The 16,878-nt window shown below is 63.4% G+C and carries 15 protein-coding genes; 6 read left to right on the top strand and 9 right to left on the bottom strand.

Annotated features, from left to right (window positions below; all coding sequences use genetic code 11):
- The 6 genes from K9L28_04720 to K9L28_04695 form a co-directional block, all read right to left on the bottom strand.
- Positions 1-833, bottom strand: an 833-nt coding sequence (locus K9L28_04720; protein MCF7935624.1) for an acyl--CoA ligase, incomplete at its 3' end; no start/stop codon positions are given.
- Positions 834-841: 8 nt separating this feature from the next.
- On the bottom strand, positions 842-2,002 hold the full coding sequence (locus K9L28_04715) for an aminotransferase (protein ID MCF7935623.1): 1,161 nt from the start codon (positions 2,000-2,002) through the stop codon (positions 842-844).
- A gap of 127 nt (positions 2,003-2,129) precedes the next feature.
- The gene (locus K9L28_04710; GenBank protein ID MCF7935622.1) at positions 2,130-2,516 is read right to left on the bottom strand and encodes an FxLYD domain-containing protein; all 387 of its coding nucleotides are present in this window, start codon (positions 2,514-2,516) and stop codon (positions 2,130-2,132) included.
- A 128-nt stretch (positions 2,517-2,644) separates the two neighbouring features.
- Positions 2,645-4,528, bottom strand: a complete 1,884-nt coding sequence (locus K9L28_04705) for a TRAP transporter permease (protein ID MCF7935621.1) — start codon at positions 4,526-4,528, stop codon at positions 2,645-2,647.
- 117 nt (positions 4,529-4,645) lie between these two features.
- On the bottom strand, positions 4,646-5,647 hold the full coding sequence (locus K9L28_04700; GenBank protein MCF7935620.1) for a TAXI family TRAP transporter solute-binding subunit: 1,002 nt from the start codon (positions 5,645-5,647) through the stop codon (positions 4,646-4,648).
- A gap of 238 nt (positions 5,648-5,885) precedes the next feature.
- The gene (locus tag K9L28_04695; GenBank protein ID MCF7935619.1) at positions 5,886-8,309 is read right to left on the bottom strand and encodes a DEAD/DEAH box helicase; all 2,424 of its coding nucleotides are present in this window, start codon (positions 8,307-8,309) and stop codon (positions 5,886-5,888) included.
- Positions 8,310-8,371: 62 nt separating this feature from the next.
- Between K9L28_04695 and K9L28_04690 the strand changes: the two genes are divergently transcribed.
- Together K9L28_04690 and K9L28_04685 are read left to right on the top strand one after the other, a co-directional pair.
- Complete coding sequence (locus tag K9L28_04690) at positions 8,372-9,256, top strand: fumarylacetoacetate hydrolase family protein (protein ID MCF7935618.1); 885 nt, start codon at positions 8,372-8,374, stop codon at positions 9,254-9,256.
- A 194-nt stretch (positions 9,257-9,450) separates the two neighbouring features.
- Positions 9,451-9,768 carry an XRE family transcriptional regulator gene (locus tag K9L28_04685; GenBank protein ID MCF7935617.1) on the top strand — a complete coding sequence of 106 codons (318 nt, stop codon included), beginning with the start codon at positions 9,451-9,453 and terminating at the stop codon, positions 9,766-9,768.
- Between the two features lie 9 nt (positions 9,769-9,777).
- Here the strand turns inward: K9L28_04685 and K9L28_04680 are convergent, their stop codons facing one another.
- The 3 genes from K9L28_04680 to K9L28_04670 form a co-directional block, all read right to left on the bottom strand.
- Entirely contained in the window at positions 9,778-10,428 is a 651-nt protein-coding gene (locus K9L28_04680; GenBank protein MCF7935616.1) for a sulfotransferase family protein, read from the bottom strand.
- Positions 10,429-10,499: 71 nt separating this feature from the next.
- Positions 10,500-11,186, bottom strand: a complete 687-nt coding sequence (locus tag K9L28_04675) for a GntR family transcriptional regulator (protein ID MCF7935615.1) — start codon at positions 11,184-11,186, stop codon at positions 10,500-10,502.
- A 131-nt stretch (positions 11,187-11,317) separates the two neighbouring features.
- On the bottom strand, positions 11,318-11,860 hold the full coding sequence (locus K9L28_04670; GenBank protein ID MCF7935614.1) for a nitroreductase family protein: 543 nt from the start codon (positions 11,858-11,860) through the stop codon (positions 11,318-11,320).
- 179 nt (positions 11,861-12,039) lie between these two features.
- Between K9L28_04670 and K9L28_04665 the strand changes: the two genes are divergently transcribed.
- The 4 genes from K9L28_04665 (at position 12,040) to K9L28_04650 (ending at position 16,819) form a co-directional block, all read left to right on the top strand.
- Positions 12,040-12,516, top strand: coding sequence for a glycine/sarcosine/betaine reductase complex selenoprotein A (locus tag K9L28_04665; protein MCF7935613.1), 477 nt, complete (start codon positions 12,040-12,042; stop codon positions 12,514-12,516).
- A gap of 12 nt (positions 12,517-12,528) precedes the next feature.
- Positions 12,529-13,839, top strand: coding sequence for a glycine/sarcosine/betaine reductase component B subunit (locus K9L28_04660; protein ID MCF7935612.1), 1,311 nt, complete (start codon positions 12,529-12,531; stop codon positions 13,837-13,839).
- An 18-nt stretch (positions 13,840-13,857) separates the two neighbouring features.
- On the top strand, positions 13,858-15,171 hold the full coding sequence (locus tag K9L28_04655; protein MCF7935611.1) for a glycine/betaine/sarcosine/D-proline family reductase selenoprotein B: 1,314 nt from the start codon (positions 13,858-13,860) through the stop codon (positions 15,169-15,171).
- 118 nt (positions 15,172-15,289) lie between these two features.
- The gene (locus K9L28_04650) at positions 15,290-16,819 is read left to right on the top strand and encodes a BCCT family transporter (GenBank protein MCF7935610.1); all 1,530 of its coding nucleotides are present in this window, start codon (positions 15,290-15,292) and stop codon (positions 16,817-16,819) included.
- Positions 16,820-16,878 lie beyond the last annotated feature (59 nt).

The following is a 16,878-nucleotide window of genomic DNA, read 5'->3' as shown; positions in this document are numbered from 1 at the left end:
GGGAGCGCGCCCTCCTCCGCCAGGTTGTGGAGGAAATCGATGTGTCGGGCCACCGCCGGAGCGAGAAGCTCCCCTCCGCTGGAGGCGGTCTCTGCGGGGACCCTCCAGTAGGCGGTGCCGTACCCGGGCAGCATGTGGATGACGGCGCCCGGCTCCCGCATGCACCAGTCGGAGAGGGCCGAGGAGTTGGCGTGGTGCAGGGGGTTGGGCATCACCAGCTGGAGGGGACGGAGCCCCAGCGGGGCGAGGAAGCTGCGGAAGGTGGCGGCGTTGGAGGCGTAGTTCCCGTAGGTCAGCGAGACCCCCTTGGGGGCGCCGGTGGTCCCGGAGGTGAAGATCACCAGCTTCTCCTGCTCCGGTGCCGGTTCCTCCGGCCAGGAGCCGTTGTAGGGTGTTTCCCTGTCGAGGTTCTCCACCGGGTAGACCGGCAGTGCCGGGAAGAGCTCTTCGATTCCCCGCAGCAGTCCCGAAGGGAAGGTGTGTTCCTGCACCAGGAGTCTGGCCTTCGAGATCTCCACCTTATAGGCGGCCCGCTCCGGCGAGTCGGCCTGCCAGTTCACGGTCACCGGCACCGTCCCGGTCAGGATCGCCCCGAGGCGGAAGGCCAGGTCAACGGGGCTGTTGGCGCCGAAGCCGTTGACAAAGCGGTCCCCCGGCTGCAGCCCGTACCGGTGCAGCACCGTTGCCGCCTTGCGCCCCAGGGAGAGGAACCGCCGCCTGGTGAACAGCTCGGCTGTGCTGCCGTCCCCCGAAGGGGAATACAGATAGAGGAAGGGCGCTTCAGGATTGTCGAAGGCCTCGCTGTAGGGCCCGGGAATCCCGGTGGCGCGCATCCCTGCCGCTATCCCTTCCGGAGGTCTCCGGCGGGGGCGATCCCCTCGCCGTCGAGGGTTCTCAGGAAGGAGGAGAGGCCTTGCAGCCCCTCCTGCAGCTGCCTGGACTCGAAGGCGTAGCCCACGCGGATCCAGTGCTCCATGTCGAAGCGGCCCCCGGGGACGACGAAGGTTCCCGTGGTGTCCAGCAGGCGCTTGCCGAACTGGTCGGAGGGGATGTCGTAGTCGTAGTGCAGCAGTGCGGTGGTTCCGGCTTCCGGGCGCACATAGTCGATGCGTTCCTCGCCGGCCACCCATTCATCGAGGAGGCCGAGATTGTTCCGGATGATGCCGAGGTTCCGTTCCAGGATGGCTTCCCGGTGTTCCAGGGCCAGCGAGGCCAGCATGTCGTCCAGACGCCCTACGCTGATGGTGGTGTAGTCCCGGTGGTCGTAGGCGTTCTCGATGAACCTTTCGGAGCCTGCAACCCAGCCGATGCGGATGCCGGCCAGGGAGAAGACCTTGGACATGCTTCCCGTGCTGACACCCTTCTCGTAGAGATCGGCGACGGACGGCGGAAGCTGTTGTCCCTCCTGATAGAGATGCCGGTAGACCTCGTCACAGACGAGCCAGGCATCGTGTTTCCCGGCGATGTCCACCAGCCGTTCGACCTCGGAGGCCGACATGAGGGCCCCGGTGGGGTTGTTGGGGTTGTTGCAGCAGATCACGTCTACGCCCCCGGAGCACATCTCCTCCAGTTCCTGCAGGTTCGGGTGGAACCCCTCTTCCGGCCTGAGCCGCAATGGGTCCACGGTGGCGCCGAAGGACTCGGGGATGCTGTAGAGCTGCTGGTAGGTGGGGTGGACGCTGATCACACGGTCCCCCGCCTTCACCAGACTGTAGAGGGCCAGGAAGTTGGCGGCGGCGCCGCCGTTCATCACCAGTACGTTGTTGGCTCTCCCCGATTGGTAGAGTCCGGCGATCTGCTCCCGCAGGGCCTGACTCCCCTGGATATCGCCGTAGGAGAGCCGTGTGGCCACCATATTTTGCAGGATTTCCTCGCGTTTGCCGGTGATATCGAGCAGTTCCCCCAGGGTGAAGGAATCCACGCAGGTCTCGCCGAGATTGAAGATCGCTTCGTTTTCGTAGGTATTCATCCATTTTTCCACACCGAATTGCTGGATATCCATTTGCGGTACCCCCCGAATTGGTAGTGTCGCAGACGATCACCGGCATTGTACCACTCCCGGGTCTGTTCCCGTTCCAGGGCCGGGAAAGACGAAAGGGGCCGCAACGCGGCCCCCAAAGCTATCGTGTTCAGGTCATCCCCAGACCTTCCTCCGCGGTCACCCGTATCTGTCGGGGCAGCGCCTTCGGCTGGACGGAGAGGGAGACGGGGGCGCTTTCCCCGGGCGCGAGCTGCCGGACCTCCGCCTCGCCCCAGGCCCAGACCAGTTCCGCGCCATCCCTGTCGTAGAGCCGGACGGAGATGCCCGGACCGTTGACCCATTCCTCGGAGTCGTTGGTTACCGTGGCCTCCACATGGAACCGCTGTTCCGCTGCGTTGTAGCTCCAGGAACAGGAGGAGACGAAGAAGGCGGCGTGCTCCGGTCCGCAGCCGTCCTGGGCGGTCGCCGGGATTCCCGCACCGAGGGCTATACCGATTACGGCAAGGAATGCGATCATACAAATACAACGTTTCATCACACAATCACTCCCCTTTTTCGATAGCAATACTAGGGGAAGTATAGAACGAGATCGCTGATTTGTCAGTAGAGCGGGAGCAGACCCGGCGGACCGGATCTGCTCCCCAGGGTGTTCCGACTGGTCGTCTAGGAGGGTTGCGGCGCCTCCGGGGGCCCGCCGGCGGTGGTCCGCAGGAAGAGATAGGCGGCGCCGATGGCCAGGGCGCCGCCTATCTTGACCGTTGCCAGGGGCCAGATGCTGGCCACGCTGAAGGCCAGGAGGACGGCGCGCTCCCAGGATTTGAGTCGCCGGAAGGAGTAGCCTTCCATCCCGGCGGCGAGACCGGTGGCGCCCACGATGGCGCAGAGGGCGGCCAGACTGTTGGCCAGGTAGCCGCCGTGGAGGAGCAGTGTCTGATCGTAGATAAACGCGAAGGGGATGATGTAGGCCACCACACCCAGTCGCATGGCCGTGAAGCCCGTTTTGTTGGGGTCGCTCCCCGAGATGGAGGAGGCGGCATAGGCGGCCAGCGCCACCGGGGGGGTGATCGCCGAGACGATGGCGAAGTAGAAGACGAAGAGATGGGAGCCCAGCATGGGGAAGCCCAGCTCGATCAGCGCCGGCACACCCATCGCGGAGGCCAGGAGGTAGGCCCCCGTGGTGGGGAGCCCCATTCCCAGGATGATGGCGATCACCATAATGAGCGCCAGCCCGACGAAGGGGATGCCCTGGGAGAGGGCGATGACGGCCGAGACGAACTTGAAGCCGAAGCCGGTGAGGTTGATGGAGCCGATGATGATCCCCGCTGCGGCGCAGGCCATGGCGACCACGATGATGTTGATGCTCCCCTGATAGATGGCGTCGAGGATCGCCTTGATGCCCATTCGGTTTTCCCTGGAGAAGAGCGAACAGGCCCAGCTGATCCCGATGGCGAAGACCGCCGCCCGCATGGGCGTGTAGCCCACCAGCAGCATGTAGACGAGGATGACCACCGGGGCCAGCATGTAGACATGCTTCAGCATCCGCAGTTTCGACGGCAGCTCCTCTTTGGTAAGCCCCCGGAGGCCCAGCTTGACCGCCCTGAGGTGGACCATCAATCCTACGGCCAGATAGAAGAGCGCGGCGGGGACAAAGGCGGCGATCATGACCTCCCGGTAGGGGATGCCGATGAAGGAGGCGATGATGAAGGCGCTGGCGCCCATGATGGGCGGCATGATCTGTCCGCCCGAGGAGGCCACAGCCTCCACGGAGGCGGCGAAGTGGGACTCGTAGCCGATCCGTTTCATCATGGGGATGGTCAGCGCCCCGGTGCTGTAGACGTTCGCCACGGCGCTCCCCGAAAGCATGCCGAAGAGCCCCGACGAGGCCACGGCGATCTTGGCCGGTCCTCCGCGGGTTCGTCCCGTGAGCGCCTGGGCCATCTCGAGGAAGAACTCGCCCACGCCCGATTTGTCGAGAAAGCCGCCCATGATGAGAAAGATCATGACGAAGGTGGCCGAGACGCCCAGAGGGATCCCGAAGACCCCCTCGTCGGTCAGATAGAGGACCTCGGCGATCTCGTGCCAGGAGAAGCCGATCCCCCGCAGCAGTCCCGGCATCTGGTCGCCCACCAGCATATAGGCGCCGAAGATTGTGGCGATCAGTGCCAGCGGCCACCCGACGGAACGGCGCGTTGCTTCAAGAAGAAGAATCACCAGCATAAGGCCGAGGACGAGCTGCACCGTGCTGACCGGGTCGAAGTGGACGATGCGGCTTGCGATGGCGTCGTAGTTGGCGATGGCGTAGAGCCCGGGGACGGCGGCGAGGACGGCCAGTCCCCAGTCCTGCAGCGGGATCGAGGTCTCCGGGCTGTCGGGGTCCTTTCTGAAGGGCATCAGGAGGAAGACCAGCGGCAACACAAAGGTCAGGTGGGTCATCCGCTGGAGATAGGCCTCCAGTGTGCCCTGCAGCGCCGTATAGAGGTGGAAGGAGCCCATAATCACGACATAGGCATAGATAAACCAGTATTGCCAACCTGTGAGCTTTCTCATGCACTGTTCAACTCCCGCATAGTGGCGTCTCCGCGGCGCTGCAGCGAGGGGCGACCGTTCCAGGTCGCCCCTCCTGACTGCACGCTTCTTTTGTGCGGAGCTTCTTTGGTCTCTCCGTTAGAGTGTGCCCTGCTCTTTGAAGTACTTGGCCGCACCCGGATGCAGCGGGAAGACGGTGTTCTGCGGACCGTCCTTCAGGTTGAGCTGCTTCATGGCGGAGACCGTGTCGGCCAGGGTCTTCTTGTGGTTGAAGACCGCCTTGGCGATCTCGTAGACAAGCCCTTCGGGGAGGTCCTTGCGCACCAGGATGGAGGTGTAGGAACCTACTGTCTTGACGGGTTCGTCCACGCACTCGTAATCACTGGGCTGGATCGTGAAGGTGGCCGTGCCGTAGGCCTCGCTCATGGCCTTGAGTGCCTTGGGGTCCACGGGAAGGATGTCGATGTCGGTCTGGGTCTCCATCTTCATGATGATGGAAGCGGGCAGCGAGACGGTGAAGGCGAAGGCGTCCAGATGCTTGTCGGCCATGAGGTTGGCGCCGTCGGAATAGGAGCTGTACTCCACCGAACCGCCCCAGCTCTTGATGTCGTCATAGCTCACGCCGTAGCCGGCTTCCAGGGTCCTGCGGACCATGTACTCGCTGGACGTCCCCGGCTTGAGAGTGGCCATACGGAAGTCAAGCTCCTGGTCGAAGATATCCTGAATCGTCTCCACGCCGTTCTTCTCCGCCCATTCGCTGCGGACGATGAAGTAGAAGTACTGCTTGTAGACATTGGTCAGTACGGATACGTTGTCCTGGCGCCCGTGTTTCTCGAAGATCTCCTTGCCGTTCATGGACGGTTTGCCCATGAAGACCACCGTCAGGCCGAGATCCGCCTTCTTCCGGTTGACGTTGAAGATGTTCGAGACACCGCCGCCGGTGCCGCTGGTGCAGGAGACACCCTCCACGTTCTTGGTGATGACGTCGGCAACGGCGCCACCCATGGGGAACCAGCTGCCGCCCGGCGGGCCGGCCACAAACTGGAGCGACGAGGGCCAGTCCTTGTCGGCGGCCAGTGCGCCACCTGCGCAGAGCGCCAGCACGAGAGCTGCAGCAACAATGATGCGGAAACCTTTCATACAGACAGCCTCCTTTGAAACGGTTTGAATGATTGAAACACTGTATCAGATCTCTTCCGCCGGCCGGGCCTGCGGATGATCCCGTGATGATGGGCTTCGAAAGGCACCGTGATGATGGCCTGGGGTGATGTGTGATCCAGCGTTGCAAACCTGAACGAAACTTTACAAATAATAGCATCATTCTCCTCTGGTGACAAGCCGGTTCCCGCATGCACTGCTTTGCTGCATTCCTGCGCATTCATAGAGGGGTATCCCCGCCGGCTGCCGTCTCCGGCCGGGATCCCATCCCCCGTTCCAGGGCGAGCAGCAGCCAGCGGGAGGCCTCCTTGATCCGTTCGGAGGCATCGAAGACGCCGATACATCCCGGGCACCCCTCTCTGCAGCCGCAGGACTCCAGCGCTTCCCGGCAGGCTGCGGCGAGGCGGTCGCGCAGGGAGAAGGCCGTCTCCGCCAGGCCCACGCCGCCGGGAACGTTGTCGGCCATGTAGACCGCCGGCTGCCCCAGATAGGGGTCCCTGACGTGGCCGTGGACGATGAGGTCGTGGTGGTCGCACATGAGGTACAGCGGCGCCACATTCCGGAAGAGATTGGCCAGGCCGGAGAGCGCCGAGCTCGCCGTATCCCGGTCCAGCCCTTCGATCCACCGCTCTTCGATACCGAACCAGGCCCCGGTGGTGTGCATCTGCTCCTCCCCCAGGTGGATGTTGCCGTAACCGATGTTTTCGTGGGTGTGGAGGCGGATCTTTTTGTAGACGGTGGGCCGCGCGGCCACCAGCACCTCCCCCCAGCTCCACAGGCCCTGTCTCTCGAATTCGTCCAGCACCTCCATCCGGACGGCGAGATCGGCGTCGGTGTAGTAGTCCACGTCGGCCTTCCGGACATAGCAGCGCATGCCCTCCGGGTCCAGCTCGGTCACCTGGTAGGCCTTCCCGCCGTGGAAGTAGATGGCCTCCGGGTGGATCAGCATGGGGGCGCTGGGGCGGTCCACCTCGCCGATCACCACGGGGTTGCCCGTTTCGGTGATATCCAGGATGACGTAGTTCTCGCTGGTGGCGCTGCGCAGCGAGATGGATTCCGCCGGGAAGGAGTCGGACTGCCAGTGGTAGCGTCCTCCCGCCCGGTGGAGGGTCCCCTGTTCGGCGAGATACTGCAGGATCTCCTCCATGTCGGCGGAGCCCAGCGATTCGCCCTCCCGGAAGGGCAGCTCGAAGGCCGAACACTTGACATGGTTCACCAGGATGTAGAGGTTGTCGGCGTCGAGCCGGGCGTGCTCCGGGGAGGCGCCGAAGAGGTTCTCCGGACGGGCGGTGAGGAACTGGTCCAGCGCCAGCGACGAGGCCACCATGACGGCGGCGGAGACGCCGGAACGGCGTCCGGCCCGTCCCATCTGCTGCCAGGCCGAGGCGACGCTGCCCGGATAGCCGTGGAGGACAGCCAGCTGCAGCGAGCCGATATCCACGCCGAGTTCCAGAGCGCTGGTGCTGACCACGCCGAGGAGCTCCCCGCTTTTGAGTCGTCGTTCCAGGCGGCGCCGTTCGTCCGGCAGATAGCCGCCGCGATAGCTCCCGACGATATCCGTCGAGGCGCCGCGACGTGCCAGCCCTTTGCGGATATAGGTCAGAAGCAGCTCCACATTGATCCGGGAGCGTGTGAAGACGATCGTGCTGATGCCGTTTGCCAGCGTTTCCGTAGCGATCCGGGCGGCCACCTTGAGCGAAGACTGCCGGATCCCAAGCTGGCGGTTCACCACCGGCGGGTTGTAGAACACCACCCGTTTCTCCCCGGCCGGCGCTCCATTCTGTGTGACCAGCCGGAAGGGTTTCTCCACAAGCCGCTCCGCCAGCTCCCCTGGATTGGAGATCGTCGCCGAACAGCAGATGAACTGTGGTTCCGAACCGTAGAAGGCGCAGACCCGTTGCAGCCGCCGGAGGACATTGGCCAGATGGGAGCCGAAGACGCCCCGGTAGGTGTGGAGTTCGTCGATGACGATGTACCGGAGGTTCTCGAAGAGCTTGATCCATTTGGTGTGGTGGGGGAGGATGCCGGTGTGGAGCATGTCGGGGTTGGTGATCACGATATGCCCCGCCTTGCGGATGGTCCGCCGCGCCGCCGGCGGGGTGTCGCCGTCGTAGGTGAAGGTTCCGATGTCCACCTCCAGCGCTTCCACCAGGCCGTAGAGCTCGGTGAGCTGGTCCTGGCTGAGGGCCTTGGTGGGGAAGAGATAGAGGGCACGGGCGGCGTCGCCTTTGAGGATGCTGTCCAGCACGGGCAGATTGTAGCAGGCCGTTTTGCCCGAAGCGGTGGGGGTGACCACAACGACATGCCTGCCGTCCCTGATGTGTCCTATGGCCTCGGTCTGATGGGTGTAGAGACGCTCGATTCCCCTCCGCCTGAGCGCTTCCCCGAGCCTGTGATCCAGTGGCGGCCGCTCCCCGTAGCGTGCCGGCCGTTCCGGAAAGGTCCGGTGGGCGGTGATGTCTCCCCCGAGCCCCTCAATCCAGCTGAGCAGTTCGGCAAGGTCCTTGTTCGGCTCGATCAGCACCAGGGGTCCACCTCCTTTGTTGTCCGGCAAGTGTAGCAGCTTCCGGCACGCAGGTGTAGCGCCGGGGCGGTCGCTGATTGTTCTGCCGCCGACAGCGGTTGGGACGGCGGGGCCTGGCATTGCGGGGGAAACTGCTGTATTCTTGCAGGAGAAGCGGAGACGTCGCCGAAAGGGGGAGTTGGATGCGTCTCGGAACGGTTCGTTACAGCAACACGGAGATGGCCGCCGTTGCGACCGAGGGGGGAATGGTCCCTCTTGCCGAAATCAACAGGGCCCTGGGAACGGAGTGGCCGGAGCAGCTGTGGTCACTCATCTGGACCGGCGAGCTTGAGCCGATGAACCACTGGTACCGACAGCAGGGGAGGGAGCAGCTGGCGTCTCTGGCAGGGCAGACGGTGGTCTGGGAACGGGTCGAGTGGTGTCCGCTGTTCAGACATCCCCGGAAGATCTGGGGCATTGGACTGAATTACGTGGACCATGCGGGCGACCTGGCGGAGAAGGCCCCGGAATCGGAGCCGGCCAGTTTCATGAAACCGGATACGACGATCATCGGCCACGGCCAGCCGATCCAGATCCCGGTGCAGTCCTGCAGGACCACCGGGGAGGCGGAACTGGGCCTGATATTTGGACGCAGGTGCCGCGATGTGGCCGCGGAGGACTGGCGCAGCGTACTGGCCGGATTCACCTGTGTGATCGACATGACCGCCGAGGACATACTGCGGAAGAATCCCCGGTACCTGACCCGCGCCAAGAGTTTCGACACCTTTTTCAGCTTCGGCCCCATGATGCTGACCCCCGATGAGGTGGAGGATGTCGGGAGCCTTGCGGTCGCCACGCTCCACAACGGGGAGGTCTATGCGGAGAACCGCCCCTCCAATATGATGTTCCCCCCTGATGAGCTGGTGGCCTTCCACTCCCGGGTGATGACATTCCTCCCCGGTGATGTGCTTTCCACAGGAACGCCGCGGGCCGTACCGCTGGCCCATCGCGAGGTGGTCGGTTGCCGGATCGCGGGGTTTCCCACCCTTGAAAACCCTGTGATCGACCAAAAGGCGGCTATCGATTGAAAAAATCCTTCCGATTGCTGAACATGCAGTGAAAAACCTTGTCGGTACAGGTATTGCTTGCTAGGATTACGGTGATGCCAACGGGAACGACAGGAAGGCGGCGGTCTGGTTCCCGTTTTTTGATGTCCTCGGTACAGGCTGACGGCATGGCGATCGACAGGGACTGGAAGAGAGGCGCACCGGAGGTGGAATAGATGGAACAGGAGCAGAAACAGGATCTCGCCGAACGGGTTGCTTCGGTGCTGTTGCCCCGCGTTGTCGAGGAATACAAATCCAAGGGCGGCAAGGGGCTCGGCACCCGAAAGGCCAAGCGACAGATCCGCGAGTATCTGGAGTGTCAGCCCGAAGGATTCTGGGATGTCATCGAGGGGTCTGCCGATGTGGAAAAGGCCATCCTCGAACTGGCCGACGAGCTGGAAGAGGTGCTGGGGCTGGAGAAGATGGATGCCGCCCAGATCAGGGAGATGGTCGAGGATGAGGGGATCCCCGGACGGATCCGGGAGCGGAAATAGCCGGCTGGATCAGAAGCTGTACTGGAAACCGTCGATATCCTCGAGGTAGTGCCGCGCAACGATCCTGTAGGTCCGGTCGTTGTAGTATGCGCGGTACCCACTCCGATTCGGAGCCTTGCGTTTGTGGGGCAGAGCGATCGCCGGCAGGCCGATGCGGCGACAGACCTCGTGGAAGTCCTCCTCCAGCCGTTCGTAGCGTCCCACGTAGTCGACGATGACCTGCCCCTGCAGGTCCACAAGCGAGCGCCGCTGCGGTTCCGTGGAGGCGTCCAGTATGTAGTGGCTGGGCCGTTCCCGGAGGAACTTCCATTCCAGAAAGGCCTCGAAACTGTCCAGATGCGCCACAATTTCCGGTCGTTCGCGCCGGACGTGAAGATAGGAGCTCACCTGCAGATCCCAGGGATTCCGGACAAAGGCGAACTTGAACAATTTTCGGAAGAAATCGTCGGGGAGCATCTCCTGGGCGGCGACGGCCTTGGCGTGGCGGGGGAGCTTCGCCCCGATGCGATGGCCCGACCAGCGGCTGAGGCGGCTGCTGATCCGCTGGAGAAGCCAGAACCGGTCCTTCCAGATGGAAGGGACCAGTGCTCTTCTCACGCTCGTGCCGCCTGTTTTGGCGATGTGGACGAAAAGAAAGTTGTGTCGTGCCGATATAAGCATAGATCTCCCACTTCGTGTCTCCGTCCCGGCGAAGGAGCTCGTGCAGTTCCGTTGCCGCGATTCCTCCCGGGCTACTTCAGTCGCGCCACTGTCCGTGTCGCCTCCTCGATGGCGTGGACGGGGAGATTGCGGTAGGTGGTCTCGATGTGGTTCCGCATGGTCTCCCGGGCCCACTGGCCGTCACCGCGGCCGATGGCGGCGACGAGAGCTCTGTTTTCACGGATGATCCGCTGTTCCTCGTCCTCGGAAAACTCGTAGAAGGGGTCGAAGAGCGAGAGGATCACCGTGGAGCGGGCGAGAAAGGGCCTGATCGTCGTCGCCAGGGTTTCGTTGCCGCACATCCCGGCGATGGTGCTGTGGAAACGTTCGTTGGCCTCCAGGTAGTCGTCGAGCAGACGTTTGCTGAAGGCCCGGCGTTCCGCTTCAGCGCCTTGCCGCAGCTCCTCCGCCAGCTCCTCCCGCCTGGATGAGCCGCAGGCCAGCGCCGCCGCTTCGGGTTCCAGAAGACAGCGCATGTAAAAGATCTCCTGCACCGTCCGGGCGGAGGGATTGGCCACCTGGGGTGTCTGGTTGGAGCGCATCTCCACCAGTCCCTCCGAGGCGAGGCTCTGGAGCGCAAGGCGCACCGGCGTCCGGCTGATGCCCATCTCCCTGGAGAGCGAAAGGGTCGAGAGCTTCATCCCCGGCCGGAAGGTCCGTTGCAGGATCGCCCTCCTGAGGAGCGTGTAGGCCTGTTCCACCAGTGTCTCGTCTGTCATCCGCCGCCACTCCACCCGGCATTTCGTCCGATGAAGCGTTCCCTCCCCTGTGTCTCCGGTATACGAAACCCCATTATACACGATGGAAGCGGTGCGCACTCTGCTATGGACGCAGGCGACCGCCGGTCGGATCAGTAGAACCGGGCGATCTCGTTCGTCTCCTTCCTCGCCGTAGCCGGGGTTTTCTCTTCCTGAACGGGGTACCCGAGGCTGATGACGGCTTCCAGACTGGCGGTGACGGGGAGCCCCAGCACCTTCCTGGTCTGCCGCCGCGAGAACCACCCCAGCCAGCAGCTGCCCAGCCCTTCCTCTGCGGCCTGCAGGATCAGCTGTTCCGCGGCGATGGCCACGTCCATGAGACTAAACTGGGTGCGGGCCACAAGCCCCGCAAAGGCGGGCGCGGCCGCCTCCCGTATCCGTTCCGCCACAATCAGCACCGGAGCCTTCTGCGCAAAGCGATTCATCCGGTAGGGGCCGCCGAAGATGGCCCCTCCAAGCCGCGATACGGTTTGCGGCGTCCGCACCACGTGGAAACGCCAGGGCTGTCTGTTGCATGCCGACGGCGCCAGCCTGGCTGCCTCCAGGCAGCGCTCCAGTACGTCTTCGGGAACCGGATCGCCGCGGTACCGCCGAACGCTCCGCCGCTTTCGGCAGAGTGCGAGAAAATCCTCCATGTTTATGTCCCCTTCCGTCAGGATCTGTATCCGATGTTCACGGAATCCGTGAGGCGGGAAATCACGGGTTCCGCCATATCCTCCCGTATGCCTTCTCGACTAGCATATGTGCAGGAAAGAACCCGGGAAGGAACCATCCTTCCAATAATACCTTACCAGATTCGAGGAGGTGTGCGGCAGTGGGAAAGCTCGCAGGAAAGAGGTTGCTGTTGCTCGGCGAGCGTGACGGTGTGGCCGGCCCCGTGATGGAAACCTGCCTCAAGGACACCGGAGCGGAGATCGTCTTCTCCGCCACCGAGTGTTTCGTCTGAACGGCGGCGGGCGCCATGGACCTGCAGAACCAGCAGCGCATCAAGGATGCGGTGGAGCAGCACGGTGCGGAGAACGTTGTGGTCGTTCTCGGAAGCTCCGACGCCGAAGGCGCGGAGATCTATGCCGAGACGGTGACCGCAGGAGATCCCACCTTTGCAGGTCCCTTGGCGGGAGTCCCGTTGGGACTCGCCACGTACCACGTTGTGGAACCGGAGATCAAGGAAGAGGTCGATCCCTCCCTCTGGGAAGACCAGGTAGGCATGATGGAAATGGTGTTGGATGTGGACGCCCTCACCGCGTCGGTCAGGTCGATGCGCGAAGAGAGCGGCTCCTACAGCCTGTAAGGGAGGGAAAGTATGCGACTCGAACTCGGTTCGTTCCACGTGAAAGAGATTGCCTTTGGTGACGCCACACGCTACGAGAAGGGCACGCTGACCATCAACAAGCAGGAGGCCCTGGAGGTCGTCTACGAGGACGAGCATATCACCGATGCCGACATCCGGGTCGTCGCCCCCGGCGACGCGGTCCGGCTCGTTCCCGTCAAGGAGGTCATCGAGCCCCGCTGCAAGGTGGACGGCGGCGTGATGTTCCCCGGGTACAACAACGATCTCGAGCCGGTCGGATCGGGCCGGACCCACGCGCTGAAAGACTGCTGTGTCACCGTTGTCGGGAAGCACTGGGGCGGCTTCCAGGACGGTCTGATCGACATGAGCGGCCCCGGCGCCAAGTACACCTACCCCTACTCGCAGCTCAAAAACATCGTCCTGGTCGGCGACACCGACGAGGAGGACGAGCGCTACGAGCAGCAGAAGAAGAATATCGCCCTCCGCGCCGCCGGACACAAGCTCGCCGAGTACATCGGCACGGCTGTCGCCGAGGCTGAGCCGGAGGAGATGGAGGTCTTCGACCTCGAGCCTGTGGCCGGCCGGGAGGAGCGCCTGAAGGAGCTGCCCTCGGTGGTCTATGTGGTTCAGCTCCAGACCCAGATGGAGGAGCTCGGCTACAACTCGCTGGTCTACGGCTGGGACGGCAACCGGATGCTTCCCACCTTCATGCACCCCAATGAAATCTTCGACGGCGCCGTCATCTCGGGGAGCTTCATGCCTGTTTCCTCCAAGATGTCCACCTACGACCACCAGAACAACCCCACCATCAAGCGGCTCATGAAGGAGCACGGCGAAACCCTCAACTTCCTGGGCGTCATCGTCTCCAACCTCAATGTCTCCATGGAGCAGAAGCGCCGTTCGGCGATCATGCTCCGCCGGATGGCCGAGCATCTCGGGGCGGAAGGCGCCATCGTGGCCGAAGAGGGCTACGGCAACCCCGATGTGGACTTCATTCAGGCCATCGTCGAGCTGGAGAGGGCGGGCATCAAGACCGCAGGCATCACCAACGAGTGCACCGGCCGGGACGGACAGTCCCAGCCGCTGGTCTCCCTCCACGAATCGGCGGACGCCATCGTCTCCACCGGCAACGTCTCCCAGCTGATCGAGCTGCCCCCTATGGACACCGTCATCGGTGAGCTGGAGTCCCTGGCCAGGGACGGCCTCTCCGGAGGATGGGAAGGCTGCGTCCGCGAAGACGGCTCGCTGGTCATGGAGAACAACGCCATGTTCTGCGGTGATGAGATCGCCGGGTTCTCCGTGAAGACCTGTGTGGAGTACTAGGGGAGGGGAGGAAGCACGATGAAAAAGGTGATCCATTACATCAACCAGTTCTTCGGCCAGGTCGGCGGTGAAGAGAAGGCCGACATGGCGCCGGAGCTCCGGGAGGGAACCGTCGGGCCCGCCCAGCTGTTGGACAGCATGCTGGCGGATGCCGAGGTGACCCACACCATCATCGGCGGCGACAACCACATGACCGCCGACCCGGAAGGCGCCGTCAAGGATGTCCTCGCTATGCTGGACGGGATCGAGTTCGACCTCTTCGTGGCCGGTCCGTCCTTCCTGGCGGGCCGTTACGCCAACGCCTGCGGCCAGGTCGGCAAGGCCGTCTCGGAACGCTTCGGCGTCCCCGTGGTGACGGCGATGAACGAGGAGAACCCCGGTGTGGAGATGTTCGTGAAGGACATGTACATCTTCCCCGCCGGCAGGAAGGCCACCTCCATGAAAAAGGATCTCACCAGGATGACGGCCTTCATCAACAGGATCGTCGCCGGCGAGGAACTCCGTCCGGCAGCAGAAGAAGGATACTTCCCCCGGGGGATCCGGCACCAGTACTTCCTGGACGAACCCGTCCAGGCCGCGGACCGCGTGGTGGACATGCTGCTCCGGAAGCTGAATGGAGAGCCCGTGCGCACAGAGCTGCCCATCCCCAAGACCGAGCGGATCCCCATCGCCGAAGCGGTCTCCGATCTCTCGAAGGCCAGGGTGGCCCTGGTGACCTCCGGCGGCATCGTTCCCAGCGACAACCCGGACCATATCCAGTCCGCCTCGGCCACCAAGTGGGGCAAGTACGACATCTCCGAGCTGGACGTCCTTCCGGCGGGCGAATACAAGACCATCCACGCCGGTTTCGACCCCGCTGCGGCCAACGCCAACCCCAACCGGATTCTGCCGCTGGATGCGGTGAAGACCTACCTGAAGGAAGGCAAATTCGGGTCGCTGCATCCCTTCTTCTACTCCACTGTCGGGACCGGGACCTCCCAGGGCGAGGCGGCCCGCATGGGACGCGAGATCGCCGCGGAGCTGCATGAGGCCGAGATCGACGCCGTTCTGCTTGTCGCCACCTGAGGAACCTGTACTCGTTGCGGTGCAACGATGGCAAAAGAGATCGAGCGTACGGGGATCCCCGTGACCGTCCTCTGCAACCTGGTGGACATCGCCCTCAGTGTGGGCTCCAACCGCATTGTCCAGACTGTTTCCGTGCCGTACCCGCTGGGGCTCCCCGACGCGTCGGAGGAGGCCGAGTGGAAGCTCCGCCTGCATCGGGTGGGAGTGGCCTTCGACGCCCTGACCACCCCGGTGGAGGAACAGACCCAGTTCCCCGTGAAGGTCTAGCTGTAGATGAACCGGCTGGAGGAGGCGGTCTGCGCCTCCTCCAGGTTTGTGTGCGGAGCAGCGGGACTGTAGTACGGCACGCAGACCACCAAAGACGATCGAAAAGGGTGAGTGAGAGATGCAGTCGCGTTCAGGCGGCTTGAATGCCGTATTCGTTATTGCGCCTGTGATCACAGTCGGCGTCGTGCTCTGGGGGCTCTTTTCCCCCGAGACCTTCAGCGGGGCGGCCAACGGAACCTTCAATTTCCTGATCGCCAACATGGGCTGGAGCTACATGCTCTCCATGTCCATCTTTGTTGTCTTTCTGCTGTTTATGGGGCTGGGCCCCTTCGGGAAGGTCAAGCTCGGTCCGCCGGATTCCACGCCGGAGTTCTCCAACGTGTCCTGGTTCGCCATGCTCTTCAGCGCCGGGATGGGTATCGGCCTGGTCTTCTACGGGATCGGCGAGCCCATGTACCACTTCATGAGCCCCCCTGTGGGGCCGGGGGAGACCCCTGAGGCCGCCATGCAGGCGATGCAGATCTCCTTCCTCCACTGGGGGATCCACCCCTGGGCAAGCTACGGCGTCATCGCCCTGTCTCTGGCTTTCTTCCAGTTCCGCAAGAATGCGCCTGGGCTGATCAGCAGCGTTTTCCTGCCCATCCTGGGGGAGAAGGGTGTGCGCGGCCCCATCGGCAAGACCATCGATGTGCTCGCCATCTTCGCCACCGTTGCCGGGATCGCCACCTCCCTGGGTCTGGGGACGCTCCAGATCGGCAGCGGCCTGGAGTATCTCTTCAGTATCCCCAACTCCATCATGACGCAGCTGATGATCATCGTGGTCATCGGGCTGATCTACACCGGCTCGGCGGTGACAGGTATCGAAAAGGGCATCAAGTTCATCTCCACTATGAACCTCTACATCGCCCTCTTCCTCCTGGGTGCCTTCTTCCTGATCGGGCCCACCGTCAAATCGCTGATGATGCTGCTGACTTCCATGGGCTACTACTTCAACACCGTCATCCAGGAGAGCCTCAAGATGACCCCCTTCGGCGGCGCACTGGCGGAGTGGCAGGGCGCCTGGACGCTCTTCTACTGGGCCTGGTGGATCGCCTGGGCGCCCTTCGTGGGGACCTTCATCGCCCGGATCTCCCGGGGCCGCACGGTGCGGGAGTTCGTGTTCGGCGTGCTGCTGGTGCCCTGTCTGGGCAGCTTCTGCTGGTTCGCCGTCTTCGGGACTTCTGCAATGAATCTGGAGCTGGCCGGGATCGCCGAGGTGGGCCAGGTGATAGTCAACGACATCTCCACCGGGCTCTTCGAGGTCTTCCAGTACTATCCGCTGGGCATGCTGCTTTCCCTGGCCGCCCTGGTGCTGATCTCCACCTTCTTCATCACCTCAGCCAACTCGGCGACCTTCGTGCTCTCCATGTACTCCAGCCAGGGGAACCTCAACCCGCCAAAGGGATACATGGCCATCTGGGGGACACTGCAGGCGGCCCTGGCCTTCACCCTGCTGCTGACCGGGGGCCTCAAGGCGCTGCAGATCGCTTCCATCGCGGCGGCCTTCCCCTTCGAGATCGTCATGCTCTTTGCCTGCTATTCCCTCTACCGCGGTCTGCAGGCCGAGACCATGCGTGTCGAACCGGCCACCGAGTCGCCCACGATCTGACGGACACAGGAACCGGATCTTCCTGTGGACCAGCCAGAACGGCCTTCCTCGTCATGGGG

The sequence above is a fragment of the Synergistales bacterium genome, assembly GCA_021736445.1.
In the GTDB taxonomy this organism is placed as follows: Bacteria; Synergistota; Synergistia; order Synergistales; family Aminiphilaceae; genus JAIPGA01.
The sequence above is the reverse complement of the archived record's forward strand: the minus strand, read 5'-3'. Positions and strand labels throughout refer to the sequence as shown.